The organism is Leifsonia sp. KNZ13-11D (assembly GCF_056754895.1).
In genome coordinates this window covers 1,064,902-1,087,728 of record NZ_JBPGWU010000001.1, presented here as the reverse complement: position 1 = coordinate 1,087,728, position 22,827 = coordinate 1,064,902, and the positions used below count along the sequence as shown (strand labels likewise).

24 protein-coding genes, 1 tRNA gene and 1 riboswitch are annotated in these 22,827 nt (G+C 70.5%); of the genes, 12 read left to right on the top strand and 13 right to left on the bottom strand.

Translation table 11 applies throughout. The features are described 5' to 3' along the window. Positions 1-31 precede the first annotated feature (31 nt). Positions 32-811 carry a phosphate ABC transporter ATP-binding protein PstB gene (gene pstB / locus ACR9Y5_RS05505; RefSeq protein WP_481297015.1) on the top strand — a complete coding sequence of 260 codons (780 nt, stop codon included), beginning with the start codon at positions 32-34 and terminating at the stop codon, positions 809-811. Positions 812-874: 63 nt separating this feature from the next. Here pstB and ACR9Y5_RS05500 read toward each other — a convergent pair whose 3' ends face one another. From ACR9Y5_RS05500 to ACR9Y5_RS05490, 3 genes are all read right to left on the bottom strand, one after another. After that, positions 875-1,684, bottom strand: coding sequence for an anti-sigma factor (locus tag ACR9Y5_RS05500; RefSeq protein ID WP_481297014.1), 810 nt, complete (start codon positions 1,682-1,684; stop codon positions 875-877). Then, complete coding sequence (sigK, locus tag ACR9Y5_RS05495) at positions 1,681-2,241, bottom strand: ECF RNA polymerase sigma factor SigK (protein WP_481297013.1); 561 nt, start codon at positions 2,239-2,241, stop codon at positions 1,681-1,683. Before sigK ends, ACR9Y5_RS05500 begins: the two co-directional genes overlap by 4 nt. A gap of 345 nt (positions 2,242-2,586) precedes the next feature. Beyond that, positions 2,587-3,216 carry a DNA-directed RNA polymerase subunit beta gene (locus ACR9Y5_RS05490; RefSeq protein ID WP_481297012.1) on the bottom strand — a complete coding sequence of 210 codons (630 nt, stop codon included), beginning with the start codon at positions 3,214-3,216 and terminating at the stop codon, positions 2,587-2,589. Between the two features lie 56 nt (positions 3,217-3,272). On the opposite strand from ACR9Y5_RS05490, the gene ACR9Y5_RS05485 reads away from it, so the two are divergent. After that, positions 3,273-3,345, top strand: a tRNA-Lys gene (locus ACR9Y5_RS05485). Between the two features lie 93 nt (positions 3,346-3,438). Here ACR9Y5_RS05485 and ACR9Y5_RS05480 read toward each other — a convergent pair. Next, positions 3,439-3,681 carry a tyrosine-type recombinase/integrase gene (locus tag ACR9Y5_RS05480; RefSeq protein WP_481299523.1) on the bottom strand — a complete coding sequence of 81 codons (243 nt, stop codon included), beginning with the start codon at positions 3,679-3,681 and terminating at the stop codon, positions 3,439-3,441. 57 nt (positions 3,682-3,738) lie between these two features. Between ACR9Y5_RS05480 and ACR9Y5_RS05475 the strand changes: the two genes are divergently transcribed. From ACR9Y5_RS05475 to ACR9Y5_RS05465, 3 genes are read left to right on the top strand one after another with little or no spacing between them, the layout of a single operon-like run. Next, positions 3,739-5,094 carry a hypothetical protein gene (locus ACR9Y5_RS05475; protein ID WP_481297011.1) on the top strand — a complete coding sequence of 452 codons (1,356 nt, stop codon included), beginning with the start codon at positions 3,739-3,741 and terminating at the stop codon, positions 5,092-5,094. Between the two features lie 46 nt (positions 5,095-5,140). Continuing rightward, the gene (locus ACR9Y5_RS05470; protein WP_481297010.1) at positions 5,141-5,389 is read left to right on the top strand and encodes a type II toxin-antitoxin system Phd/YefM family antitoxin; all 249 of its coding nucleotides are present in this window, start codon (positions 5,141-5,143) and stop codon (positions 5,387-5,389) included. Continuing rightward, entirely contained in the window at positions 5,382-5,648 is a 267-nt protein-coding gene (locus tag ACR9Y5_RS05465) for a Txe/YoeB family addiction module toxin (RefSeq protein WP_481297009.1), read from the top strand. The genes ACR9Y5_RS05470 and ACR9Y5_RS05465 overlap by 8 nt, the downstream gene beginning before the upstream one ends. A gap of 708 nt (positions 5,649-6,356) precedes the next feature. Here ACR9Y5_RS05465 and ACR9Y5_RS05460 read toward each other — a convergent pair. After that, on the bottom strand, positions 6,357-7,634 hold the full coding sequence (locus ACR9Y5_RS05460; protein ID WP_481297008.1) for a chloride channel protein: 1,278 nt from the start codon (positions 7,632-7,634) through the stop codon (positions 6,357-6,359). An 87-nt stretch (positions 7,635-7,721) separates the two neighbouring features. Here ACR9Y5_RS05460 and ACR9Y5_RS05455 point away from each other — a divergent pair, with 87 nt between their 5' ends. Next, positions 7,722-8,288 carry a transporter gene (locus ACR9Y5_RS05455; RefSeq protein WP_481297007.1) on the top strand — a complete coding sequence of 189 codons (567 nt, stop codon included), beginning with the start codon at positions 7,722-7,724 and terminating at the stop codon, positions 8,286-8,288. 31 nt (positions 8,289-8,319) lie between these two features. Here ACR9Y5_RS05455 and ACR9Y5_RS05450 read toward each other — a convergent pair whose 3' ends face one another. Next, the gene (locus tag ACR9Y5_RS05450; protein ID WP_481297006.1) at positions 8,320-8,931 is read right to left on the bottom strand and encodes a DUF4232 domain-containing protein; all 612 of its coding nucleotides are present in this window, start codon (positions 8,929-8,931) and stop codon (positions 8,320-8,322) included. A gap of 84 nt (positions 8,932-9,015) precedes the next feature. Here ACR9Y5_RS05450 and ACR9Y5_RS05445 point away from each other — a divergent pair, with 84 nt between their 5' ends. After that, on the top strand, positions 9,016-10,110 hold the full coding sequence (locus ACR9Y5_RS05445; RefSeq protein ID WP_481297005.1) for a calcium:cation antiporter: 1,095 nt from the start codon (positions 9,016-9,018) through the stop codon (positions 10,108-10,110). A gap of 245 nt (positions 10,111-10,355) precedes the next feature. On the opposite strand, the gene ACR9Y5_RS05440 is transcribed toward ACR9Y5_RS05445, so the two are convergent. After that, positions 10,356-10,928, bottom strand: coding sequence for a TetR/AcrR family transcriptional regulator (locus ACR9Y5_RS05440; RefSeq protein WP_481297004.1), 573 nt, complete (start codon positions 10,926-10,928; stop codon positions 10,356-10,358). Between the two features lie 101 nt (positions 10,929-11,029). On the opposite strand from ACR9Y5_RS05440, the gene ACR9Y5_RS05435 reads away from it, so the two are divergent. Next, on the top strand, positions 11,030-11,734 hold the full coding sequence (locus tag ACR9Y5_RS05435) for an SDR family oxidoreductase (protein WP_481297003.1): 705 nt from the start codon (positions 11,030-11,032) through the stop codon (positions 11,732-11,734). On the opposite strand, the gene ACR9Y5_RS05430 is transcribed toward ACR9Y5_RS05435, so the two are convergent. Both ACR9Y5_RS05430 and ACR9Y5_RS05425 read right to left on the bottom strand, forming a co-directional pair. Beyond that, positions 11,713-12,648 (bottom strand): aldose 1-epimerase family protein, encoded by a 936-nt coding sequence (locus ACR9Y5_RS05430; RefSeq protein WP_481297002.1) that lies wholly within the window; start codon positions 12,646-12,648, stop codon positions 11,713-11,715. The genes ACR9Y5_RS05435 and ACR9Y5_RS05430 overlap by 22 nt on opposite strands. Positions 12,649-12,664: 16 nt before the next feature. Then, positions 12,665-13,450 (bottom strand): DeoR/GlpR family DNA-binding transcription regulator, encoded by a 786-nt coding sequence (locus ACR9Y5_RS05425; RefSeq protein WP_481297001.1) that lies wholly within the window; start codon positions 13,448-13,450, stop codon positions 12,665-12,667. 83 nt (positions 13,451-13,533) lie between these two features. Here ACR9Y5_RS05425 and galT point away from each other — a divergent pair, with 83 nt between their 5' ends. From galT to ACR9Y5_RS05410, 3 genes are all read left to right on the top strand, one after another. Further along, the gene (galT, locus tag ACR9Y5_RS05420; protein ID WP_481297000.1) at positions 13,534-14,739 is read left to right on the top strand and encodes a galactose-1-phosphate uridylyltransferase; all 1,206 of its coding nucleotides are present in this window, start codon (positions 13,534-13,536) and stop codon (positions 14,737-14,739) included. Then, the gene (gene galK / locus ACR9Y5_RS05415) at positions 14,736-15,896 is read left to right on the top strand and encodes a galactokinase (RefSeq protein ID WP_481296999.1); all 1,161 of its coding nucleotides are present in this window, start codon (positions 14,736-14,738) and stop codon (positions 15,894-15,896) included. The genes galT and galK overlap by 4 nt, the downstream gene beginning before the upstream one ends. A gap of 72 nt (positions 15,897-15,968) precedes the next feature. Beyond that, positions 15,969-16,775 carry an MBL fold metallo-hydrolase gene (locus ACR9Y5_RS05410; RefSeq protein WP_481296998.1) on the top strand — a complete coding sequence of 269 codons (807 nt, stop codon included), beginning with the start codon at positions 15,969-15,971 and terminating at the stop codon, positions 16,773-16,775. Between the two features lie 92 nt (positions 16,776-16,867). On the opposite strand, the gene ACR9Y5_RS05405 is transcribed toward ACR9Y5_RS05410, so the two are convergent. The 3 genes from ACR9Y5_RS05405 to glyA form a co-directional block, all read right to left on the bottom strand. After that, the gene (locus tag ACR9Y5_RS05405; protein WP_481296997.1) at positions 16,868-17,350 is read right to left on the bottom strand and encodes a YbaK/EbsC family protein; all 483 of its coding nucleotides are present in this window, start codon (positions 17,348-17,350) and stop codon (positions 16,868-16,870) included. Then, positions 17,347-18,228 carry a bifunctional methylenetetrahydrofolate dehydrogenase/methenyltetrahydrofolate cyclohydrolase gene (locus ACR9Y5_RS05400; protein ID WP_481296996.1) on the bottom strand — a complete coding sequence of 294 codons (882 nt, stop codon included), beginning with the start codon at positions 18,226-18,228 and terminating at the stop codon, positions 17,347-17,349. The genes ACR9Y5_RS05405 and ACR9Y5_RS05400 overlap by 4 nt, the downstream gene beginning before the upstream one ends. 118 nt (positions 18,229-18,346) lie before the next feature. Continuing rightward, a complete protein-coding gene (gene glyA, locus ACR9Y5_RS05395) occupies positions 18,347-19,672 on the bottom strand; it encodes a serine hydroxymethyltransferase (protein ID WP_481296995.1) in 1,326 nt (441 codons plus the stop codon). Between the two features lie 32 nt (positions 19,673-19,704). Continuing rightward, positions 19,705-19,802: riboswitch (ZMP/ZTP riboswitch) on the bottom strand. A 139-nt stretch (positions 19,803-19,941) separates the two neighbouring features. Here glyA and ACR9Y5_RS05390 point away from each other — a divergent pair. Next, the gene (locus ACR9Y5_RS05390; RefSeq protein WP_481296994.1) at positions 19,942-21,456 is read left to right on the top strand and encodes a family 20 glycosylhydrolase; all 1,515 of its coding nucleotides are present in this window, start codon (positions 19,942-19,944) and stop codon (positions 21,454-21,456) included. A 118-nt stretch (positions 21,457-21,574) separates the two neighbouring features. Here the strand turns inward: ACR9Y5_RS05390 and ACR9Y5_RS05385 are convergent, their stop codons facing one another. Then, the gene (locus ACR9Y5_RS05385) at positions 21,575-22,819 is read right to left on the bottom strand and encodes a hypothetical protein (protein WP_481296993.1); all 1,245 of its coding nucleotides are present in this window, start codon (positions 22,817-22,819) and stop codon (positions 21,575-21,577) included. Positions 22,820-22,827: the final 8 nt, after the last annotated feature.

The following is a 22,827-nucleotide window of genomic DNA, read 5'->3' as shown; positions in this document are numbered from 1 at the left end:
CCCGGCCCGCACCCGAAAGCTAAGGAAAACAGTGTCCAAGCGCATCGAAGTCAACGACCTCAACGTCTACTACGGCAGCTTCCGCGCCGTCGAGGGCGTGTCGCTCACGATCGAGCCCCGCACCGTCACGGCGTTCATCGGACCGTCCGGATGCGGCAAGTCGACCTTCCTCCGCACGCTGAACCGCATGCACGAGGTCATCCCGGGCGCGTACGTCGAGGGCGAGGTGCTGATCGACGGCAACAACCTCTACGGCACGGGCGTCGACCCCGTGCTGGTGCGCCGCCAGGTGGGCATGGTGTTCCAGCGTCCCAACCCGTTCCCGACCATGAGCATCCGCGACAACGTGCTCGCCGGCGTGAAGCTGAACAACCGGCGGATGTCGAAGAGCGACGCCGACGACCTGGTCGAGAAGTCGCTCCAGGGCGCCAACCTGTGGAACGAGGTCAAGGACCGCCTCAACCTCCCGGGCTCCGGCCTCTCCGGCGGCCAGCAGCAGCGCCTCTGCATCGCCCGCGCGATCGCCGTCTCCCCCGACGTGCTGCTGATGGACGAGCCCTGCTCCGCCCTCGACCCGATCTCGACACTGGCGATCGAAGACCTGATCGAGGAGCTGAAGAACGAGTACACGATCGTCATCGTGACCCACAACATGCAGCAGGCCTCCCGCGTCTCGGACCGCACGGCCTTCTTCAACATCGCGGGCACCGGCAAGCCGGGCAAGCTCATCGAGTACAACGACACGAACCTGATCTTCTCGAACCCGACGGTCCAGGCGACCGAGGACTACGTGTCCGGCCGGTTCGGTTGATCCGCACCCGCTGACGACGAAGACCCCGCGACGTCGTGTCGCGGGGTCTTCGTCGTTCGCCGGTCAGGAGGCGATGGCCACGATGGGTGCGGTGGTCGGCTTGTCCGAGCCGCCCCGGGGTTCCACGGTGACGCCGACGGTGTCCCCGGCGGCCATCTCACCGGTGAGCACACGCCAGGTCGAACCGGTCGACGCCGGTTGCATGGTGCCGGCCGGGGTCGCCTGACCGTCGCGGATGTACCAGAGCTCGTAGGTCTTGTCGGCCGGAAGCTCGGGGAGGTCGTTCGCCACCAGCGCGGACCGGCCCAGCTCGCCCGACCAGACCAGCGTCGCGGTGCCGCCACCGGAGACGGGTGCCGTCGCGCGCTGCACGTCCGGGGCCGCATTGATCTCGGCCAGGGCGGACGCCTGCTGCGACTGGTACGAGTTGGACCCGGACAGCGACGAACCGACGAACGCTCCGCCGATGAACAGCACGACGGCGGCCGCGGCGGCGGCGAGGATGAGGCCGGGACGCCGGAACCAGCGGCGCTGCGCGGCGCGCTCGGCGGGGCCGGGCTGCGGGGGGTCGGCAGCCGGCGCGGGCGTCGGGGCGGCAGTCGCCTCGGCCTCCGGAGCCGCCGGGACGGGCGCGGGAGTCGGCACGGCGGGCGCGGGCATCGGCACGGCGGGCGCCGCATCCTGAGCCGGCAACTGAGGTGTGCTCGCGAGCTGCGCGAACAGGGCCGCCTTCAATTCTGGACGGGGCTCCACCGGCTCCGTCGAGAGGGCGAGCTGGGCGGCGACCTCCTCGAAGGCGCGGGCCTCCTGGTCGTCGTCGGCTCCCAGCCGGAAGCCGAGACGGGCGTCCCCTCGGTCGTGGTCGTCGGTCATGTCGTCACCCCCAGTTCCTGTCGCAGCCGTATCATCGCATCGCGCAGCCGAGTCTTGGCTGTGCCCAACGGGATCCCGAGCTCCGCGGCAACCTCGGACTGGCTGAGCCCGCCGTAGTAGGCCAGGGTGACGGCCCGCCGCTGCGGCTCGCTCAGCTTGCCCATGGCAACCTCCACCCTTTCGTGCTCGACCCGGACCTCCACCGTCTCGGCCACCTCGTCATAGGCGGTCGGCAGGTCGCGGATGCCCACGGCGGTGTCGCGGTCCCGCGACGCCTGGGATGCGCGGATCCGATCCACGGCGCGTCGATGGGCCATGGTCAGGATCCACGTCTGCGCTCGACCCTTATTCGGATCGAAACGCGAAGCGGATTGCCACGCCTCGAGGTAGATCTCCTGCACGACCTCCTCCGACTGCGCGGGGTCGATCAGCAGGCGGCGGACGAGCCCGAGGACGCGCGCCGCGGTGGCATCGTAGAACGTCGAGAAGGCGGCCTGGTCGCCGGCGGCGGTGCGGACGAGGAGCGCGTCGAGATCGACCGCAGGGGCGTCGTCCACGTCGTCTCCGCTCATCCGGTCTGTCGGTGCTCATCCGGTCTGTCGGTGCTCATCCGGTCTTTCGGTGCTCACCCGGTCTGTCGGTGCTCATCCGGTCTTTCGGTGCTCACCCGGTCTGTCGATCTTCCGGCGGGTGCCTCCGACAGATGAGTGCCGGGCCGCAGAACGCCTCTCGGCGCGAGGCCGCTCGAAGCGGCTAGTTTTGGAGCCCGGGGTTACTGCGGCCCGGCGACCTCCAGTGTACAGGAGGCCCTCCGGCCGTCCTCCGGCGTGGCGTTCGCGGCCCGAGAACGGCGGATGCGGCGCAGGGGTTGACGGACGCGCGGGATCTTCCGCGTGCGTGCGTCAGTCGAGCGAGCCCGACCGCCACAGGCGCGCGCACGCCGTCAGCTCCTCCGCGGTGCGCGTGAAGCGCAGCGCCCGGGTCGTCAGCTCGCTGGCGCGCTCCGGGTCGAGGATGTCACGGTCGTCGGCGACGGAGGCGGCACCGGCCGCTGCCACGCGGCAGAACGCGGCCGCGCGGTCGAGCGCGACGGCGAAGTCGCCCTCGAACAGCCCGCGCAGGATGCGGTCCGCCAGCTCCGTGATCTCCGCCGGGCCGGCCGGGGTGGGCGCCCCCGCGACCGCGACGTCGATCGACTGGAGCACCTCGGTGCCGCGCTGGTACAGGTACGCGGTGCCCTCCGCATCCTGCCGGATGAGCAGCCGCAGCAGGTAGATGCGCCACAGCGCCCCGGGCAGGCTCTTCGCGTTCGACCGCGACCACAGCTCGGCGAGGGCGTCGATGCCGTGAGCGTCGGTGAAGGCGACCAGCCTGTCCACCACCGCCGGGTCGGGATCCTGCCGCACCCGCGCGAGCAGCGCCTGCGCCGTCTCGTGGGCGACGCGGCTGATCTGCGCGGGATCCTCTCCCCCGAGGAACGCCTCGAACATGCCACTGGTGAACAGCGCGGGCTTGTGGAACCGATCCGACATCCCCCCATTCTGCCCCCGTGAACCGGCCGCCTGAATCCACGCTAGATTGGAGGGGAGGGCCTGTAGCTCAGTTGGCAGAGCATCGGACTTTTAATCCGCGGGTCGTGGGTTCGAGCCCCACCGGGCCCACAAACACTGGGAAGTAGAGCCGAAAGAGGCCCGGACCCCGCAGAAACCCCGCAGATTGAAACGGGGAATCCGGCGAAATGATCCGGGCCTCTATTACGCCGCTAGGGCGTCCGACTCGGTGCCGAAGAGGTCGTCGATGGCGGCCGCCATCTCCTTGCTCTGGGTGTTGCGATCCATGTAGACGTCCTGGGTCATCGTCGGGTTCTTGTGGCCCAGGAACTCTGCGATCGCTCGCGGAGACATCCCGGCCTTGTCGAGCGCAGTGGCGACCGTCTTACGGAAGCCGTGGGATGTGAACTCGCAGAACGCCGCGCTCCTTGAGCGGGACGAGTTGATTGAACAGCTTCGCGAGGTGGGCGAAAGTTGGAACTCAACGGCCCCTAGAGTGTGAGCGTGGAGTCACCTCACTTGAACCCGTTTCCGCCTGTCGAGCTCGGCGGAACTCGCTTTCTCGTCGATAAGAGCCGCCCGGTGGCGTTCCTCCAGAGCGGAGGTAAGAACCAGTTCGTGACCTGGCCGAACGCGCCCTTACCCCGACGTACTGCCACTGCACGCCTCGTTACGAGCCCGAACGCGGTCTGGGTCGTTTACGAGGAAGATTCCCCCGACTCAGGGGAGCTTGCTCGGTCCACGGCTGTGCGGATCAGCGCGGACGGAATAGCCACCGGCGTTGACATCGGGCCGCTATCTGTCGTGGGGGTCGACTCGGCCGGGATCTGGGCCAGTAACCGTTCGTGGCCTGCGCCGGAACGACTTCCCGGCGAAGAGGAGTTCGAGGAAGCCCCGTCTTTCGACGGTGCCGACCTACCGCTGGAGTCGTGGCACGAGTTTCAGAGGCAAGAAGAACTTTGGCATCAGGGACGAGAGGGCAGGATTCCCGACGTCATCACCGTCGGCGCGACCGACTCATTCGGGAACGACGACGATGCGGCCTCGTACGGGTGGTTCGCGTTTGCACCTGGCGAGAGCCCCGAGGGGTCAGGGACGAGGTTCGCGCCCCCATCCGCGCCCGGCCCATCCGCGCCGGCCGAACTCGTCCGCTTGACTAGCGATGGACGCGTCGACACTTTTTCGTTCGACCGCACTGTGGCAGAGATCGAACAAGTGGGTACCCGAACGGTCATAACGTTCTTCCCGACTAACCCGGTCGGAACACTCGACGAAGTCTCGGGCGCGATCAGCTACTCCTACCCTCGGAGCCAGATCGTGGTCGACTTCACCACTGGCATTCCTTCCGCGCTTTCTGTGGACGACTACGAGGCCACGACGCTTCCGACGGAAGACTGGGATGAGAACTGGGCGGACGACGACCTTGATGAAGTCTCAGAGAATGACGGCCGCTATCACGTCGACCTCACAAGCGTCGACGGGATCGAATGGGCACTTGCGAGGCTCAGCCCCGAAGAGATCCGGATCGCAGTTGATCGCGTGGTCGAACAGTTCGAGTGGCTTGCAAACCCGCACGCGATCTGGACGCGGCGCGACGACCAGGTGCACCTTGTCGAGAGCCCGTATCAGGACCTGCAAGTCCTGGCGAGTGGCGACTGGCCCCGGACCGTTGTCATGGTCGAATTCCGCCACCGAGAGTACTCGGATGCTTTGTACCGCCGACGGTACAACGTCTTCGATCCCACCGGGCGACCCATCGATGCCGAGTACCTGACGGTGTACCTGGAGGAGGACATCGCCACGGGCCACCATCCCGCCGAGCACGGCGGAGTCATCGAATGGCCCTTCACCCAAAACTGAAGGAACGCCCCAGTGGTACGATATCTTGTACCACTTGGGAGGAATCATGGCCATCACGGCAAGCGAGGCCCGCAGCGACCTGTTCGGCCTTATCGAACGCGTCAACCTCGACCAGACCGAAGTCGAGATCACATCCAAGCGCGGCTCGGCCGTGCTGATGTCGAAGGACGAGTACGACTCGCTTCTCGAGACCACCTACCTCCTGCGCTCCCCCAAGAACGCACGCCGCCTCATCGACGCCATCGAGAGCGCACGCGCGGGAGACATCACCGAGTACGACCTGCCCAGTGAGTGACCGCAAGCTCGCCTGGACGACCGGCGGGTGGGAGGACTACCTCTCCTGGCAGGGCCAGGACCGGCGACCGCTCAAACGGATCAACCTCCTGATCGAGGACATCCTCCGGGACGACCCTTTCGAGGGCGTCGGCAAGCCGGAACCCCTGAAGCATGCGCTGGCCGCCGCCTGGTCGCGACGCATCGACGAAGCGAACCGCCTCGTATACCTGGTGGACGACGCCTCCGTGATCATCCTGCAGGCCAGGTATCACTACTGACTCGAAGATCCGGAACCATCGGCCGACGCGGCCATACCGTCATCGGAGTCCCGGCGGGATAGCAGGTGCCGACTATTTCAATCGTTCGACTGGGGCGACACGTGTCTCCGAAACACCCGCCAGACTGCTCGCGACCTCGCCGTCGGCAAGATTCCACTGTTGTCACCCCGGCGCGGATAGGTTACGCCGCGATCAAAACCGCTTACGCCGCCCGATGGGGTTCGAGCACGAGGCATCTGCCGACCGAGCGTAGCGGCGAGTGGTGGGTGCCTGAGACTGTTGAGGCGCCGGGCGCGATAAGTCAGGTCCGCCGTCTCGACGACGTCGATGAGATACGAGAAGCGATCGCTTTCGTCAAGGGAATTCCGGAGTCAGAGGTTGAGGTGCGGCTGCAGGTGGTGCCAACGTGACTCTCTACCGTTCAGCCTGACCCTCGACCGTTCGCCCACTGAACGTGAGCACGATGCTTTCCACGAGGGCCGGGCGTGAGTAGTGCTGTTGGGACGACGCCCGACCCGGCACGAGCACGCACGAATCTTGCGGATGTGCTCGGCTGTGCCCCGCATCCCCATGCCACCGTCGGAGAATGGGCCCCAGATCTCCGACGCAGGGCGTTGGGGATGGAGATTCGGGCCGAGGTGGGCGGAATCTCCGACAGTGGACGGCGGATCTCCGACGGAAGGCACGAAGCAGCGCGGTACGTGCCTGCTATGCGATGCCGGTCACACGGGCGCGCTCGAGCACGTAGCCGACGGCGACCGCGCCGGCGATGCTCAGCATCACCGGGACCAGCAGCTCGGGGCCCTGGCCGGTGAACTCCATCGTGAGGAGCAGAGCGGTCAGTGGGGCGCGCATGGTGACGGCCAGGAACGCCGCCGCGCCGATGAGGGCGAAGGCGGAGAGCTCGGCGCCCGGCCAGAGCAGGCTCCAGGCGGCGCCGCCGGCGAGGCCGAGGCCGGCTCCGATCGCCAAGGACGGGGTCAGCGTGCCGCCGGCCGCGCCTGCGCCGATCGTGGCGATGGTGGAGCCGGCCTTCACAATCGTGGTGAGCAGCACGAGCAGCACCGGCACCGACGCGGCGAACGCGAGCTGCCCGAGCGCGCGGCCGTTGCCGAGGATCGCGGGGAGCCAGAGCGCCGCGATCCCGACCGCGGTGAAAGTCAGCGGCATGACGATCAGGATGCGCCACGACTCCGGCCGGTGGTCCTGCGCGAAGCGGACCGCGCGCACGAAGCCGACGGCGGCGAAGCCGATCAGGGGTCCGGCGAGCACGGACCAGACCACCATCGTGGCCGACAGGTGCAGTTCGGGCAGCTCATACAGGGGGTTGGCGGGGACGACGACCCGGGCGACCAGGGCTGCGATCGCCGACGTGGCGAAAGCGGGCAGCACGGTCGCGAAGCTGACCTCGGCGAGCAGGATCTCGACCGCGAAGACGGCCCCGCCGAAGGGGACGTTGTAGACGGCCGCGAGACCCGCTCCGGCACCGCAGGCGACCAGGATGCGCCGCTCCCGCGCTGAGACCCCCGCCCGTTCGGCCAGCCACCCGGCCCACAGCGCACCGACCTCGCGCGGGGCCACCTCCCGGCCGATCGAGGCGCCCAGCCCGACGATGACGACCTGCAGTGCGGCGTTCGCGAGGGTGACGAAGGGCGGCATCCTGCGACCCTCCACCGACTCTTCGACGGAGACGATCGCGTGTTCCGGGACGCGTCGGCCCCACCGCCGGAGCAGCCACCAGCCGACGGCGCCGACGACGCCCGCGACGGCGAGCGCCACCACCCGGTTGACCGGAGGCGCGTCGAGGAGGCCCTCGTAGAGGTCGCCCTCCGAGGAGCCGAAGGCGAGATGCTGCAGGGCGTGCAACCCCAGGTAGACCAGCACTCCGCCGATCCCCGCCCCGACGCCGACGAGCGCGGTGACGACGACGAGCCGGGCCAGCCACTGCGGTGTGGCGGGTCTCGGGATGCGCCGGGCGGAGGACACGGGGCCAGCGTATCGGGAGGCGCAGCCGCATTCGCGTGATATCAAACCGGCAACGAAGAGTTCACCGTGGCCCGCTACGGTGAACGGGTGACCTCCTCCCTCCGTGAACCGCGGGAGCTCGACCCGGCCGCGCCGGCGAACTCCGCGGCAGCCGTGGGCGCGGCGACCGCGATCCCGTCGGCCCGGAGGACCGCGCGCAGGGCCGTCGCCCGGCTGTGGCCGCCTCTAGCCGCCCTGGTCGCGGGCTGCGTCGCAGCCTGCCTGCTGCTGAGCGTGGCGCTCGGCACCGAGTTCCCGCTCTTCTCGGAGGCCTCCGCCGAGCGCGGACGCGACTGCACGGCGATCGCCAGCGCACGGCACGCCCTCGATGCGACGCTGCAGGCGCGCCTGCCCATGCGCGCGCCGGATGCGGAAGCGGCCCGGGCCATCCGGTCGGCGGTCGCCGCGTTCCGGGCCAGGACGCAGGACCTCGCGACGGAGTCGGTGGTCACCGCCCTCGGGCCGGTGCGCGGCAGCCTCAGCGCACTGTCCGACAGCGTGAGTGCTTACGCTGCCGCTCCGGCCGCATCCATCGCCGACGACACGACCGTGGAGCAGGCGTCCGACGCGGTGCGCCAGGCCTGGCAGGGAGCGATCGCGCGCGTCTGCTCCTGACCGCGCTGCCGCATCCGGTCAACCATGCGGATCAGCTGCCGACGAGGGCCCCGACCTGCAGCAGCGACACGGTGTCCGTGGTGCACGCGGTCGCACCGGCGTACGTGATGAACAGCGACTCCGTCGACCCGGGCGGGTAGACGCGGAAGCCGTCGGCGGCCTGCGGCTTGCAGTCGGCCTCCGGGTAGTTGAGCGCCTGAGTGATCCGCAGCGGTGCCTGCGCCGTTCCGCCCGGCTGAAGGACGACGGTGGGATGCGGGGTGCTGCGGTCGAAGTCGGCCGGTTTGCCGAGCTGTGTGCCGTTGCCGTCACCGACGAACGAGACCCCGGGCCAGCCCTGGAGCGAGCACTCGGTGCTTCCATTGTTGGTGAGGACGATGGTGACCTCGACGCTCCCGGCCGCTCCCCCGCCGCCCTTGCCGATCGTGCCGGTCAGGTTCGCGGTGTCGCACTGGCCCTCGATCGGAACGGCCGTCGTCGTGGCGGTCGGCCGGGGCGACGTCGACGGGGTCGTCGAGGTGGATGCGGAAGCGCTGCCGGTCGTCGGTGCGGAGTTCGGCGTCGCGCACCCGGCGACGACGAGGGCGAGAGCGACGGCGAGGCCGGCGGAGGCGGCGGCGCGGAGGGTCCAGTTCCCGGTCATGCGCCTATCCCATCACGCCAGAGGGCGCGAAGGCGGCGGACCCGCCGCGGGAGGGCGGGAGGAGGCGCCTGGCAGGATGGAGGGATGACGGCGCTCGGCTCCTGGCTCGCTCGGTGGTGGACGATCGGGGTGCCCGCCATCGGCGTCGTGGTCCTGGTGGCGTTCTGGGCGGTCGAGCTCAACGGGTTCGCGGTGGGCCTGATCGCGGTGGTCCTCGCCGGGACGGTGCTCGCCGCGGTGCAGCACGCGGAGGTGGTGGCCCATCGGGTCGGCGAGCCCTTCGGCTCCTTGGTGCTGGCGGTCGCGGTCACGATCATCGAGGTCGCGCTCATCGTCACCCTTATGACCACGGGGAAGGATTCGCCCGAGCTGGCCCGCGACACCGTTTTCTCGGCGGTGATGATCACGATGAACGGGATCGTCGGACTCTCGCTGCTGCTCAGCGCATCCCGCCGCGAGTCGACGGCCTTCAACGCTCAGGGCAGCGGGGCGGCCCTCGCCACGGTGACGGCGCTCGCGACGCTGACGATGGTGCTGCCGAGTTTCACGTCGGCGCCAGGGCCGGTCTTCTCCGGCCCGCAGCTGGTGTTCGCCGCCATCGCGTCCGTCGCGCTGTACGGGATGTTCGTCTTCACCCAGACGGTCGCGCACCGCGACTTCTTCCTGCCCGTCGGAAGCAAGGGGCGGCCGCTCACCGAGGACGACCACGCCGCGGCGCCGTCGAACCGCACCGCCTGGACCAGCGTCGCGCTTCTGCTCGTGTCGCTCGTCGCGGTCGTCGGGCTCGCCAAGCTGGAGTCGACGCCGATCGAGCGGGCCGTCACCGCGATCGGCCTGCCGCAGTCGTTCGTCGGCGTCGTGATCGCGCTGCTGGTGCTGCTGCCGGAGGGCATCGCGGCGGCGAAGGCAGCGAGCCGCAACCGCACCCAGACGAGCCTGAACCTGGCGCTCGGGTCGGCGATGGCGAGCATCGGGCTCACCATCCCCGCCATCGCGGTCGCGTCGATCTGGCTGCCGGGCGCCCTGCACCTGGGGCTCGGGGCGAGTCAGATCGTGCTGCTGATCCTGACGGTGCTGGTCAGCATCCTCACGATCGTTCAGGGGCGCGCTGTGCGGCTGCAGGGAGGCATCCACCTCGTGCTCTTCGCGGCGTTCATCTTCCTGTCGATCGCGCCGTAGCGAGAGCGCGGGGCGACATTCGTGACGAATGTCGCATTTGGTGGCGCCTCAGGCCACATTCGGCACGAATGTTCCCGGGCGCAGCGGGCGGCGCAGCGGTGACATTCGTCACGAATGCCGCCATTGGCGTGGGGAGAAGCGACATTCGGCACGAATGTAGCGGCGCGGAGACAGCATTCGGCACGAATGTAGCGGCGCGGAGACCGCATTCGGCACGAATGTAAGGGGGCGGCGCGGGGCGCGCGTCAGCGCCGCGCCGTCGCAGCGTCGAAGAGGGCGGCGACGGCCAGCCGCGCCGCCTCCGGCGTGCCGCCGCGCATCGCGGCGCTGGCCGAGGCGCCGTCGAAGAGCAGCGTGAGCTGCACGGCGAGCGTGCGCGGGTCGTGCGCGCCGGCGGCCGCGGCCTGCCGCTCGAAGTACGCGGTCAGCTCCTCCTTGTAGCGGCGGGCGACGACCGATGCAGGATGCTCGCGGTCGCGCAGCTCCGTCGCCACGTTGACGAACGGGCAGCCGAAGAACTCGTCCGCCTGGGCCGCGCTGTGCAGCGCGTCGAACACGTGGAGGACGCGCTCGCGGGGCGTCCCCGTGTCCTCGGGCGCGAAGTAGCCGGCGACGACCTGCGGGCCGTACGCGTCGAGCATCGCAGCGACCACGCCGTCCTTGCCGTCGAAGTGCTGGTACAGCGAGCGCTTGGAGACCTCGGCCTCCTGCGCGATCCGGTCGACCCCGACGGCGTTGACACCGTCGCGCATGAACAGCCGCGCCGCGGCGGCGAGAACGCGGTCGCGCGGCTTGGGCTTGACAGGGGTGCTGGTCACGTTCCGATCCTACGGAACGGCTTGCGAAATGTAAACCGATCTGTTTACATTGGGCTCACGTCACCGATACACAGATCGGTTTACTTTTGGGAAGGAACACCATGACGGACATCACCGGACGCGTCGCCCTCGTCACCGGCGCCAACCGCGGACTCGGCGCCGCCTTCGTCGCGGAGCTGCTCGAGCGCGGCGCCTCCAAGGTCTACGCCGCCGCCCGGCGCCCCGGATCGGTGGTAACGGACGACCCGCGCGTCGTCCCGCTCGAGCTCGACGTCACGGACGCGGAGAGCATCCGCCGGGCCGCCTCGGTCGCGACCGACGTCAGCATCCTCGTCAACAACGCCGGCATCCTGGTCAACCAGTCGATCGTCGACGGCGACCTGGACGAGATCCGGCGCGAGTTCGACACCAACTTCTGGGGGCCGGTGCTCGTGGTCCGCGCCTTCGCGCCGCTCCTGGAGGCGAACGGCGGCGGTGCGATCGTGAACATGCACTCGGCGCTCAGCTGGCTCGGCGTCGGCTCGTACAGCGTGACCAAGGCCGCGCTGTGGTCGGCGAGCAATTCCGCGCGCGTCGACCTGGCGCCCGCGGGCATACAGGTCGTCGGCGTCCACGTCGGCTACGTCGACACCGACATGGCGGCCGACGTGACCGCGGACAAGGTGCCGCCGCAGCAGGTCGTCGAGGAGGCGCTGGACGCCGTTCAGAACGAGGAGGCAGAGGCCGTGGTCGGAGATACCGCCCGCTACGTGAAGTCGCGCCTCCACGAAGACGTCCGCGTGCTCTACCCCCAGCTGGCCAGGTAGGCCTCGCCGCCGAACCCCTCCGGCCGGATGCCCCAGTTCAGCGTCCACGTCTCACCCGGCTGCAGGATGCGGAGCCCGCGTCCCGAGTTGAGCGCGTTGGCCGGGGCGGTCATCGGCTCGATCGCGAGGGCGACCCCGCCGGGCTTCGTGGCGAACTTCCGGTGCGTGAAGACCTGCACGTACCGGAAGTCGTCGTCGCCCCACAGCACGACGCGACGTCCGTCGTCGGCGGCGAGGGTGTGCTCCACCGGTCCCTCCGGCAGGTCCGCGAACCCGGTGTCGAGGTCGAGCTCGCTCACGCGGCGGCCGGCCGACAGGTCGTAGTCGGTGCCGGCGACCGACGCCTCGCCGGTGATGTTGCTCCGGTCGTCCACCTCGAAGCGCGTGCGGGCCGCGACCGTGACCGTGAGCCGCTCGGGCGGCACATCGGCGATCCGCAGATAGGGATGCGCGCCCACCGCGACCGGGGCGGCAGTGTCGCCGACGTTGGCGATCGAGTGCGTGACGGTCAGCCCCTCGGTGTGCAGCTCGTGCATCACCGTGGTGTCGAGCAGGAACGGGTACCCGGGCTCCGGGTAGATCGTCGCGGCCTGCGTCACCGTCGAGTCGGATCGATCCACCAGCTCGTAGGGCCGGCGGCGCAGCAGTCCATGGATGGCGTTCCGCTTCGCCGGCTCGGTCAGGTCGAGCTGGAGCGTCTCGCCCTCGTGCTCCCAGCGTCCGTCGGCCACGCGGTTCGGCCACGGCACGAGCACGATCCCGCACGCGGACGGCGGCTGGGCCGCTGCGGGATACGGCTCGGTCAGGTCGGATTCGGCGAAGCGCAGCGAGCGGATGCCGGCCCCTACCTGCACGATGGTGGCGCTCAGGTCGCCGAAGTCGAGTTCGTACTGTTCACCGGTCGCGGGTCGCATGGCACCAGGTTAGGCCTCAGGCCACGACCACCGGGAGACCGGCGTCCCGAAGCGCCCCGACGTCGTCCGCCGACGCCGATCCGCCCGTGACGAGCTCGGCCACCTCGTCCACCGAAGCGATGCGGCCCACGTGCGTGCGGCCCAGCTTGCTGCCGTCGGCCACGACCACGGCGCGCTCCGCCGACTGCAGCATCACGCGCTTCAGATCGGCCTCCGGGAGGTTGACGTTGGTGATGCCCCCGGTGGGATGCACGCCCGTGCAGCCCAGGAACGCCACATCGGCGTGCACCCGGCCGAGCAGCACGGAGGCGAGCGGCTCCACCAGCGAATGCTGCAGCGGGCGCAGGGTGCCCCCGGTCACGACCACGTCGAAGCGCGGGATGGCGCGCTCCAGCTCCAGCGCGATCGTCAGCCCGTTGGTGATGACGGTGACGCCCTCCAGGTCCTCGCGCTCGACGAGTGCGCGTGCGATCGCCGCGGTGGTGGTGCCGACGTCGAGCAGGATGCTGCTGCCCGGGACCACCATCGCCGCGGCCGCCTCGCCGATGCGGCGCTTCTCGTCGGCCGAGGACTCCAGCGCCTCCTCGAAGCTCGGCTCGCGCATCCCCGCGGTCCGCAGTACCGCTCCGCCATGCACGCGGCGGATGCTCTGCTCGCGGTCCAGCGCGTCGAGGTCGCTGCGCACCGTCACGTCGGACACCTGGAAGGCTTCGCTCAGATCGGCGACGCGCGCGAACCCTGCCCGGCCGATCACGTCGAGCATCCGTTCGCGACGGAGCGCGGCGGGCAGCGGTTCGCTCATGCACCCAATGCTGGAGCGCTTCCGAATCCTTGTCAATACGAAAGCAGAACCGGTATCCTCGCTTTCGGAAACGAAAGGATGGCATGGCTGCGATCACCAAGCGTCCCACCCGTCTGGCCGACGGCCGGGAGCTCATCTACTACGACGACGCGGACACCGCGCTGAGCCCGCAGCGCAAGCCCGACCTCCGCGAGCCGGCGCCGCGTCCCGCCACGGCGTCGATGCGGCAGGACCCGCTCACCGGCGAGTGGGTGTCGATCGCCGCCGCACGCCAGAACCGCGTCATGCTGCCGCCCGCGGAGCTCGACCCGCTCGCCCCCGCCAGCCCGACCAACCCGTCCGAGATCCCCGACCTCTACGACGTCGCGGTGTTCGAGAACAAGTCGCCGTCCTTCGGGCCGCTGCTCGAAGACGGCGACGCGCCGGAGGGGCTCGGCGACCTGGCGGCCGTCGGCCTCGGCCGCACCCGCACCTCCGTCGGCCGTTGCGAGGTCGTCTGCTTCAGCCCGGCGACCACCGGCGCATTCGGCAGCCTGACGCCGAGCCGCGCCCGCACCGTGATCGAGGCGTGGGCGGACCGGACGGCCCAGCTCTCTGCGCTGCCCGGCGTGCAGCAGGTGTTCCCGTTCGAGAACCGGGGGGAGGCGATCGGCGTCACCCTGCACCACCCGCACGGCCAGATCTACGCCTACCCGTACGTCACGCCGCGCACCACCGCGCTGCTCCGCTCGCTCGACGCGTACGGACCGACACTCTTCGCCGACATCCTGGAGCGCGAGCGGGCGTCGGAGCGCGTCGTGCTGTCCGGCGAGCACTGGACCGCGTTCGTACCGTTCGCGGCCCGCTGGCCGATCGAGATCCACGTCCTCCCCCACCGCCACGTCGCGGACCTCTCCGAGACCAGCCCCGAGGAGCGGGACGAGCTCGCGACGTTCTACCTCCGCGTGCTGCGCGGCGTAGACGCGCTCTACGACTCCCCCACCCCGTACATCGCGGCCTGGCACCAGGCGCCGGTCGGGGTGCGCCGCGACGAGATCCGGCTCATGCTGCAGATCACGTCGCCGCGGCGCGGCGCCGATAGGCTGAAGTTCCTGGCCGGCTCGGAGTCGGCCATGGGCGCCTGGATCGGCGACATCCCGCCCGAGCAGGCGGCCGCCGCCCTCCGCGAGGCCATCGAGCGCGCCGACCGCGAGAACCCCGTCGGCGAGCTGCCCGTCACCGTCTCCGGGCTGGTGACGGTCGATCCGCTCGCCAGCGCATCCACCCCCGACCGAGAGGCTGACCGATGACCGACCTGCGCACCGGCGTCCGCGACGACTTCGCCGAGGTGTTCGGCCGCGAGCCCGACGGGGTGTGGTCCGCACCCGGCCGCGTGAACCTGATCGGGGAGCACACCGACTACAACCTCGGCTTCGTACTGCCGCTCGCGATCAACCGCCGGACGGTCGCGGCCGTGGGCGCCCGCGAAGACCGGGTGATCCGCGTCGGCAGCACCTTCGCCGACGAGCTCGTCGAGGTTCCGCTCGACGCCCTCACGCCGGATGCGCTCAGCGGCTGGTCCGCCTATCCGCTGGGCGTGGCCTGGGCGCTCGGCGAGTTCGGCGCCGACCTGGCCGCGGTGCCGGGCGTCGACATCCTCATCGACTCGAACGTGCCCGTCGGCGCCGGCCTGTCGTCGTCCGCGGCCATCGAGAGCGCCGTCGCGGTCGCGCTCAACGACCTGTGGCGGCTCGGCCTCGACCGGCGCACCCTGGCGCGCGTCGGGCAGCGCGCCGAGAACGTCGCCGTCGGCGCGCCGACCGGCATCATGGACCAGTCGGCGTCCCTGCTCGGCGAGCGCGACGCCGCGGTCTTCCTCGACTGCCGCTCGCTGGAGTCGCAGATCGTCCCGCTCGGACTCGAGGATGCGGGGCTCGAGCTCCTCATCATCGACACCGGCGTGACCCACGCGCACGCGACGGGAGGGTACGCCGACCGCCGCGCATCCTGCGAGGAGGGCGCCCGCATCCTGCAGGTCGAGTCGCTGCGCGACGTCGCGGTCGCCGACCTGGACCGCGCCCGCGAGCTCATGGACGACGTGACCTTCCGGCGCGTGCGGCACATCGTCACCGAGGACCAGCGCGTGCTCGACACCGTCCGCACGCTGCGGGAGCAGGGACCGCAGGCGATCGGCCCGCTGCTCGACGCCTCCCACGTCTCCATGCGCGACGACTTCGAGATCTCCATTCCGGAGCTCGACCTCGCCGTCGAGACCGCGCAGGCGAACGGCGCGATCGGCGCCCGGATGACCGGGGGCGGATTCGGCGGCTCGGCGATCGCGCTCGTGCCGACGGACACCGTCAGCCGCGTGCTCGTGGCGCTCGACGGGGCGTTCGCCGAGCACGGCTTCGGTCAGCCGGAAATGTTCACCGTGCGTGCATCGGAGGGTGCGCTGCGCGAGAGCTGAGATCCGTTCGATCCGTTCCCTCCGTTCCATCCGTTCACCTGCCGGTCACCCGGCGCGTGGAGACTGTGACAGGTGAGCGAAGAACGGATGAACGAGCCGGATGTGGTCTGGCTCGACCCGGACACCGTCCAGGTGCGGCAGCCCAAGACGTCGCACTGGGAGGCGCCGTTCCTGTACCTGCTGTTCGGGCGCGAGCGGGCGCTCCTCCTCGACACGGGCGCCACCACCGACGAGCAGCGGTTCCCGCTGCGCGGGACGGTGGAGCGACTGATCGCCGAATGGCTGCGGCGGAATCCTGCGGTGTTCGTCCGGCCGTACCCGCTGGTCGTCGCGCACACGCATGCCCACGGCGACCACATCGCGGGGGATGCGCTGCTGCGCGACAGGCCCGGAACGACGGTCGTCGGCACGAGCCCGGCGGAGGTGATCGGCTTCTTCGGCTTCCGCTCGTGGCCGGATGAGACGGTACCGTTCGATCTCGGCCGACGCGTCGTCGACGTGATCGGCGGCCCGGGGCACGAGCCGTCGGCCGTGGTGTTCTTCGATCGGGCGACGGGCATCCTGTTCACCGGGGACACGGTGCTGCCGGCGCGGCTGTACGTCCGGGACCTGCCGCAGTTCCGCTCCACCATCGAGCGGCTGATCCGCTTCCGCGACGACCCGACCGCTCCCGTGCGGGAGCTGCGCGGCGCGCACGTCGAGATGTCGACAGACCCCGGCGTGGACTACCCGGCGGGCACTGTCGACCAGCCCGACGAGGCAGAGCTGGCGCTGCGCCCGCGCATCCTGGATCGCGTGCTCGCCGCCCTCGACGAGCTGCGCGGGATGCCCGGCGAGCGCGTCGTCCGCCGCCGCTTCATCGTCGTCCTCGACCGCTGACGCCCCTCCGTCGAGTACACGAAAACTGCACGCCCGCACGGCGCGTCGCGTGCACTTTTCGTGTACTCGACGGTGGGGCTCCGGGCGCGGGGTCAGGGGGTGACGGGGGTGGGGGTGCCGTGGGTGAGACGGAGGAGGTCGTCGAAGGTGGTCGGGAAGACGGTGTGGGCGTGGCCGGCGGCGGCCCAGATCTCGGGGTAGCCGGCGAGGGAGACGTCGACCAGGGTGCGGAGCGGCGCGGGGTGGCCGAGCGGGGCCACGCCCCCGATCGTCTGGCCGGTCGCGGCCTTCACGGTCTCGGGGTCGGCGCGGCGGATGCGGCCGCCGAGCCGCTCGCCGAGGAACGGGGTGTCGACGCGGTGCGCGCCCGAGGTCATCACCAGCAGCGGCTCGCCGTCGAGGGTGAAGACGAGCGAGTTGGCGATCGCGCCGACCTCGACGCCGAGCTCCGCCGCGGCGGCGGCGGCCGTCGGCGTCGCCGTCTCGAACCAGCGGACGCGCGGCTCGACGCCCGCGGCGAGCAGGGCCGCCTCCACGCGCTCGACCGCGGGATGCGATCGGGCGGTGTCGCTCACGCCAGCTCCCGCTCGGCCGACTCCACCACGTTCTGCAGCAGCAGTGCCCGGGTCATCGGGCCGACGCCCCCGGGGTTGGGCGAAACCCAGGCGGCCACTTCGGCGACCTCGGGCGCGACGTCCCCCGCGACGACGCTCTTGCCGGTCAGCGGGTCCTCGACCCGGCTGACGCCGACATCGAGCACGATGGCGCCCGGCTTCACGTTGTCCGCCGTCACGAGGCCCGCGACGCCCGCCGCGGCGACGATGATGTCCGCGCGGCGCAGGTGGTCGTCGAGGTCGCGCGTGCCGGTGTGCGTCAACGTCACGGTCGCGTTGTACTCGCGCCGCGTCAGCAGAGAGCCGATGGCGCGCCCCACGGTGACGCCGCGGCCGACGACCACCACATCCTTGCCGCGGATGTCGATGCCGTGACGCAGCATCAGCTCGATCACGCCGCGCGGCGTGCACGGAAGCGGCGAGGTGATCGGGCGGTTGACGTTCAGCACGAGCCGGCCGAGATTCGTCGGGTGCAGCCCGTCCGCATCCTTCGCCGGGTCGACGAGCTCGAGGATGGCGTCGGTGTCGAGGTGGCCCGGAAGCGGCAGCTGCACGATGAAGCCGGTGCAGTCCGGGTCCGCGTTCAGCTCCTCGACGACCGCCTCGAGCTCGGCCTGCGAGATGTCGGCGGGCAGGTCGCGGCGGATGGACGCGATGCCCACCTCCGCGCAGTCGCGGTGCTTGCCGGCGACATACCACTGCGAGCCCGGGTCGTCGCCGACGAGAACCGTTCCGAGTCCGGGGACGATCCCCTTCTCGCGCAGCGCGCTGACGCGCTCCTTCAGCTCCGCCTTGATCTCGGCGGCCGTCGCCTTCCCGTCCAGAATCTGTGCGGTCACGGAATCTCCTTGCGTTTACACATGCCTGCCCACCGCCGAGTACACGAAAACTGCACGCGAATCGCCGTGCGAGCGTGCAGAAATCGTGTACTCGATGGCGGGGATTGTTTGGGCGGGGTCAGATCGAGGAGGGGAGCTCGACGGGGAAGCCCTCCTGGCCGGACGGGGTCAGGCCGGGGTAGAGAGGGAAGGCGGCGGTCAGGGCGTCTACGCGCGCGCGGAGGGCGCGGGTATCGGCGCCGGGACGCAGCGCGAGCGCGATGATGTCGGCCACCTCGGTGAACTCGGTGTCGCCGAAGCCGCGCGTCGCCAGCGCCGGCGTGCCGATGCGGAGGCCCGAGGTGACCATCGGCGGGCGCGGGTCGAACGGCACAGCGTTGCGGTTCACCGTGATGCCGACCTCGTGCAGCACGTCCTCCGCCTGCTGGCCGTCGAGCTCCGAGGTGCGGAGGTCGGCGAGCACCAGGTGCACGTCGGTGCCGCCGGTGAGCACGTCCACGCCGGCGGCGCGGGAGTCGTCGGCCGTCAGGCGCTCGGCGAGGAGCTGCGCGCCGCGGATGGTGCGCGCCTGGCGGTCCTTGAACTCCTCGGTCGCTGCGAGCTTGAACGCGGTCGCCTTCGCGGCGATCACGTGCATGAGCGGTCCGCCCTGCTGGCCGGGGAAGACGTTCGAGTTGAGCTTCTTCGCGAGCTCCGTGTCGCGGCTGACGATGAAGCCGGAGCGCGGTCCGCCGATCGTCTTGTGCACGGTGGAGCTGACGACGTCCGCGTAGGGCACGGGCGACGGGTGCAGGCCCGCGGCGACGAGACCGGCGAAGTGCGCCATGTCGACCCAGAGCTTCGCTCCGACCTCGTCCGCGATCTCGCGGAACGCCGCGAAGTCGAGCTGACGCGGGTACGCCGACCAGCCGGCGATGATCACCTGCGGCTTGTGCTCGAGCGCCTTGTCGCGCACGATGTCCATGTCGACGAGGAACGTCTCCGGGTCGACGCCGTACGAGACGGCGTTGTAGAGCTTGCCCGAGAAGTTGAGCTTCATACCGTGGGTCAGGTGGCCGCCGTGGGCGAGCTCCAGGCCCAGGATGGTGTCACCCGGCGTCGCGATGGCCGACAGCACGGCCGCGTTGGCGGACGCACCGGAGTGCGGCTGGACGTTGGCGTACTCGGCGCCGAACAGCGCCTTCGCCCGGTCGATCGCCAGCTGCTCGGCGATATCGACGTACTCGCACCCGCCGTAGTAGCGACGGCCGGGGTAGCCTTCCGCGTACTTGTTGGTGAGCACCGAGCCGACCGCTTCGAGCACGGCGCGCGGCACGAAGTTCTCGGAGGCGATCATCTCGAGGTAGTCGCGCTGGCGGCCGAGCTCGAGCTGCAGCACCTCCGCGATCTCGGGGTCGACCTCCGCCAGAGGGGCGGTGAACGTCGAGGGGAGGGTATCGGTCATTGCCGGCTCCTTCATACAGGGATGGACCAATCCGTAGCGACCCAGGCGCGCGGCCGCATCCATCCGTGTTCTCGAGATACCGTGTCGCTCCCCGATGGTGACCATCTGAGCGCCAGTCGCGACGCGCCAAGCATAGCAAAGCGAGCGACCGGCGGAACCCTTGCGGGTTTGTGAGGAGCCCTGCGATACTCGCTGTGGCCGACCCCTCGCGGGGCGGGCGACGTCGGCCTCCTCCGTTCTGATCAGACCCTGAGGAGTGCCCTGTGGTCGTGCCCCGCCCTGTCCGCACCGACCCGTCGGACGCGTCCCCCTTCGTGCTCGCCGGCGCCGCACGGATCAGCGTCGCCGGTCCCGGGGCGGATGCGGTCGCCCGCCTTCTCGCTGCGGCCCTGGCCGCCGGGTTCGGCCACGAACCCCACATCGTCGACGAACCGCCGGCGTACGGCGACATCGCGATCGTCATCGCACCCGGCGAGGGACCGCACGAGGACGGCTCGGACAGCGCCGAGGGCTACACGCTGGAGGTCGCCGCCGAAGGCGTCCGCATCGGTGCGGCCACCCCGGCCGGCGCGTTCTGGGGCGTCCAGACGCTGCGGCAGCTGCTGCCCGCGGCGCAGGAGGGCGAGCTGATCGCGGTCGACGCCCAGCGCATCCACGACCACCCGCGGTACGCGTACCGCGGCGCGATGCTGGATGTGGCGCGCCACTTCTTCACGCCGGCCGAGGTCCGGCGCTTCATCGACGCGATCGCCCTGCTCAAGGTCAACCACCTGCACCTGCACCTCACCGACGACCAGGGCTGGCGCCTCCACATCGAGTCCTGGCCCGAGCTCACCCGCATCGGCGGCTCCACCGGCAGCGACGGGAGCCGCGGCGGCTTCTACACGCAGCGGGAGTACCGGGAGCTGGTCCGGTACGCCGCCGACCGGCACATCACCGTGGTGCCCGAGATCGACATGCCGGGCCACACCAACGCCGCGCTCGCGTCGTATCCCGAGCTCAACCCGGACGGCGTGGCCCCAGCTCTCTACACCGGCTCGGAGGTCGGCTTCAGCACGCTGCGGACCGGCGACGCCACCACCGAGCGATTCGTGAGCGACGTCATCCGCGAGGTGGCGGCGCTGACGCCGGGGCAGTACCTGCACATCGGCGGCGACGAGTGCCTCAGCACCCCGGAGGCGGACTTCGTCGCGTTCTCGAATCATGCCGCCGCGGAAGTGGCCCGGAACGGGAAGACGCCGATCGGCTGGCACGAGCTCGGAAAGGCCGACGCCCTGCCGGTGGGCACGGTCGGCCAGTACTGGGACTTCACGACGCCGCGCGACCGGGCGGCCGAGCGCGCGCACGCCTTCGTGCGCAACGGCGGCGCGCTCATCCTCTCGCCGTCCGACGTCGCCTACCTCGACATCGTCTACGAGGAGGGCGACCCGATCGGCCAGGACTGGACCGGCTCCCCCACGACCCTCGCCCGCTCCTTCGGCTGGGATCCGGCACGCGTCGTGGCCGGCGTGGGCGATGCGCACATCCTGGGCATCGAGGCGCCGCTGTGGACCGAGACCGTCGCGACGATCGAGGAGGTGGAGGACATGGTGCTTCCCCGCCTCGCGGCGATCGCCGAGATCGGCTGGTCGGCGGCCCCCGCCGACACCGAACCGGTGGAGGCGGCACGCGACCTCACCGACTTCGTCGAGCGGGTCGCCCGGCTCTCCGAGCACTGGGATGCGGCGGGCACCCGCTACCGCCCGGTGCCCGAGGTGCCGTGGCCGCAGTCCATCGACTCCTGACCTCCGCGCCTGCTCCGACGACTCCGCGCCTGCTCCGACGACTCCGCGCCTGCTCCGACGACTCCGCGCCTGCTCCGACCTGGCACTGCTCCGACGGCTCGGGCCCTGCTCCGACCGCTCAGGGGTAGCCGATGAACCAGAGCAGCACCAGCGCCACCGGCTGCAGCGCGATGCAGGCGATCAGCGTCGCCTTGCGCGCGCGGCGGCTGCGGGTGAGACCGTGGGCCCCGGCGAGCGGGGCGAGCGGCAGCAGGAGGCGGAAGGTGCTCTGCTGCGGCAGGAAGACGGCGAACAGGTACAACCCGTAGCTGGCCGCGTAGGCGACGACATCGGTGCCGAGCGCCCGCACCGACGGCCGGGTGAGGATCCAGCTGTAGCCGGCGACGATGGCGACGACGATCAGCGCGCCCAGGATGCTCAGGTAGCGCCAGCTGAGCAGGAACCACGGCGTCAGCGGGATGAACGCGACCTTGCCGATGAAGCCCGTCCACCAGGAGAGCTCCGTGCTCACATACGCGTCGCCGGTGCCGGTGACCGCCGCCGCGATGATCGGCCATGACATCCCGGCGATCGCGATCGCGCCGCCCACGACGAGCATCGACATCCGCTCGCGCGGGCGGAATCCCTCGCCGCCTCGCCGCGCCTGCAGCATCCGGAACAGCAGGACGATGCCGAGGGCGAGAGGCAGGGCGAGCGCGCCGGGCCGTGTGAACGCCGCCGCCACACCGAGTGGCAGCATCAGCCAGTACCGCCGCTGGATCATGGCGAGCAGCGCCGCGAACATCAGGAAGAAGAACATGCTCTCGGCGTAGCTGATCTGCAGCACGAACGAGAGCGGGTTGAAGCAGAAGAACGCCGTCGCCCAGCACGCGCTGGACACACCGGCGCGGGCGGCCACCAGGCGGAACAGCACGACGCTCGCGGCCGCACCGAAGACGATGGCGACGACGAACCCGGCCGGGTAGAAGCTGAGTCCGGTGACGAACATCAGCGCGCGCACCACGATCGGGAAGAGCGGCAGGAACGCCCACGGGTTCTGCTGCACCGATCCGTCCGCGTCGAGCGGCAACGAGGTGGGGTACCCCTGCTCCACGATCTGGCTGTAGTACGAGCCGTCCCACGAGCCCGAGAAGGTGAAGAAACTGGGGTCCATCCGGGGGCTCGCGAAGTCCCAGTGCAGCGCCGTCGCGGTGATGAACAGCGCGAGCATCAGCGTCGTGGTGAGGAGGCGGGAGACCGCGTACAGCACCAGCACGGCCGCCCACCACGGCACCTCTCGCCCGGCGATCCGCAAGCGGCGGGGGACGCGGAGCGGAGCGGCCGTCAGGACCTGCCGCCTCGTGCTCGTCGTACCCGCTGTCATCGTCCCAT

Excerpts from the sequence above, each read along its gene's own strand:
- ACR9Y5_RS05425 (WP_481297001.1), bottom strand. The coding sequence starts at position 13,450 with ATGAGCGAACCGCTGCCCGCCGCGCTCCGTCGCGAACGGATGCTCGAC.
- ACR9Y5_RS05435 (WP_481297003.1), top strand. The coding sequence starts at position 11,030 with ATGACGGACATCACCGGACGCGTCGCCCTCGTCACCGGCGCCAACCGC.
- glyA (WP_481296995.1), bottom strand. The coding sequence starts at position 19,672 with ATGACCGATACCCTCCCCTCGACGTTCACCGCCCCTCTGGCGGAGGTC.
- galT (WP_481297000.1), top strand. The coding sequence starts at position 13,534 with ATGGCTGCGATCACCAAGCGTCCCACCCGTCTGGCCGACGGCCGGGAG.
- ACR9Y5_RS05490 (WP_481297012.1), bottom strand. The coding sequence starts at position 3,216 with ATGTCGGATCGGTTCCACAAGCCCGCGCTGTTCACCAGTGGCATGTTC.
- ACR9Y5_RS05445 (WP_481297005.1), top strand. The coding sequence starts at position 9,016 with ATGACGGCGCTCGGCTCCTGGCTCGCTCGGTGGTGGACGATCGGGGTG.
- ACR9Y5_RS05385 (WP_481296993.1), bottom strand. The coding sequence starts at position 22,819 with ATGACAGCGGGTACGACGAGCACGAGGCGGCAGGTCCTGACGGCCGCT.
- ACR9Y5_RS05430 (WP_481297002.1), bottom strand. The coding sequence starts at position 12,648 with ATGCGACCCGCGACCGGTGAACAGTACGAACTCGACTTCGGCGACCTG.
- ACR9Y5_RS05500 (WP_481297014.1), bottom strand. The coding sequence starts at position 1,684 with ATGACCGACGACCACGACCGAGGGGACGCCCGTCTCGGCTTCCGGCTG.
- galK (WP_481296999.1), top strand. The coding sequence starts at position 14,736 with ATGACCGACCTGCGCACCGGCGTCCGCGACGACTTCGCCGAGGTGTTC.
- ACR9Y5_RS05470 (WP_481297010.1), top strand. The coding sequence starts at position 5,141 with ATGGCCATCACGGCAAGCGAGGCCCGCAGCGACCTGTTCGGCCTTATC.
- ACR9Y5_RS05450 (WP_481297006.1), bottom strand. The coding sequence starts at position 8,931 with ATGACCGGGAACTGGACCCTCCGCGCCGCCGCCTCCGCCGGCCTCGCC.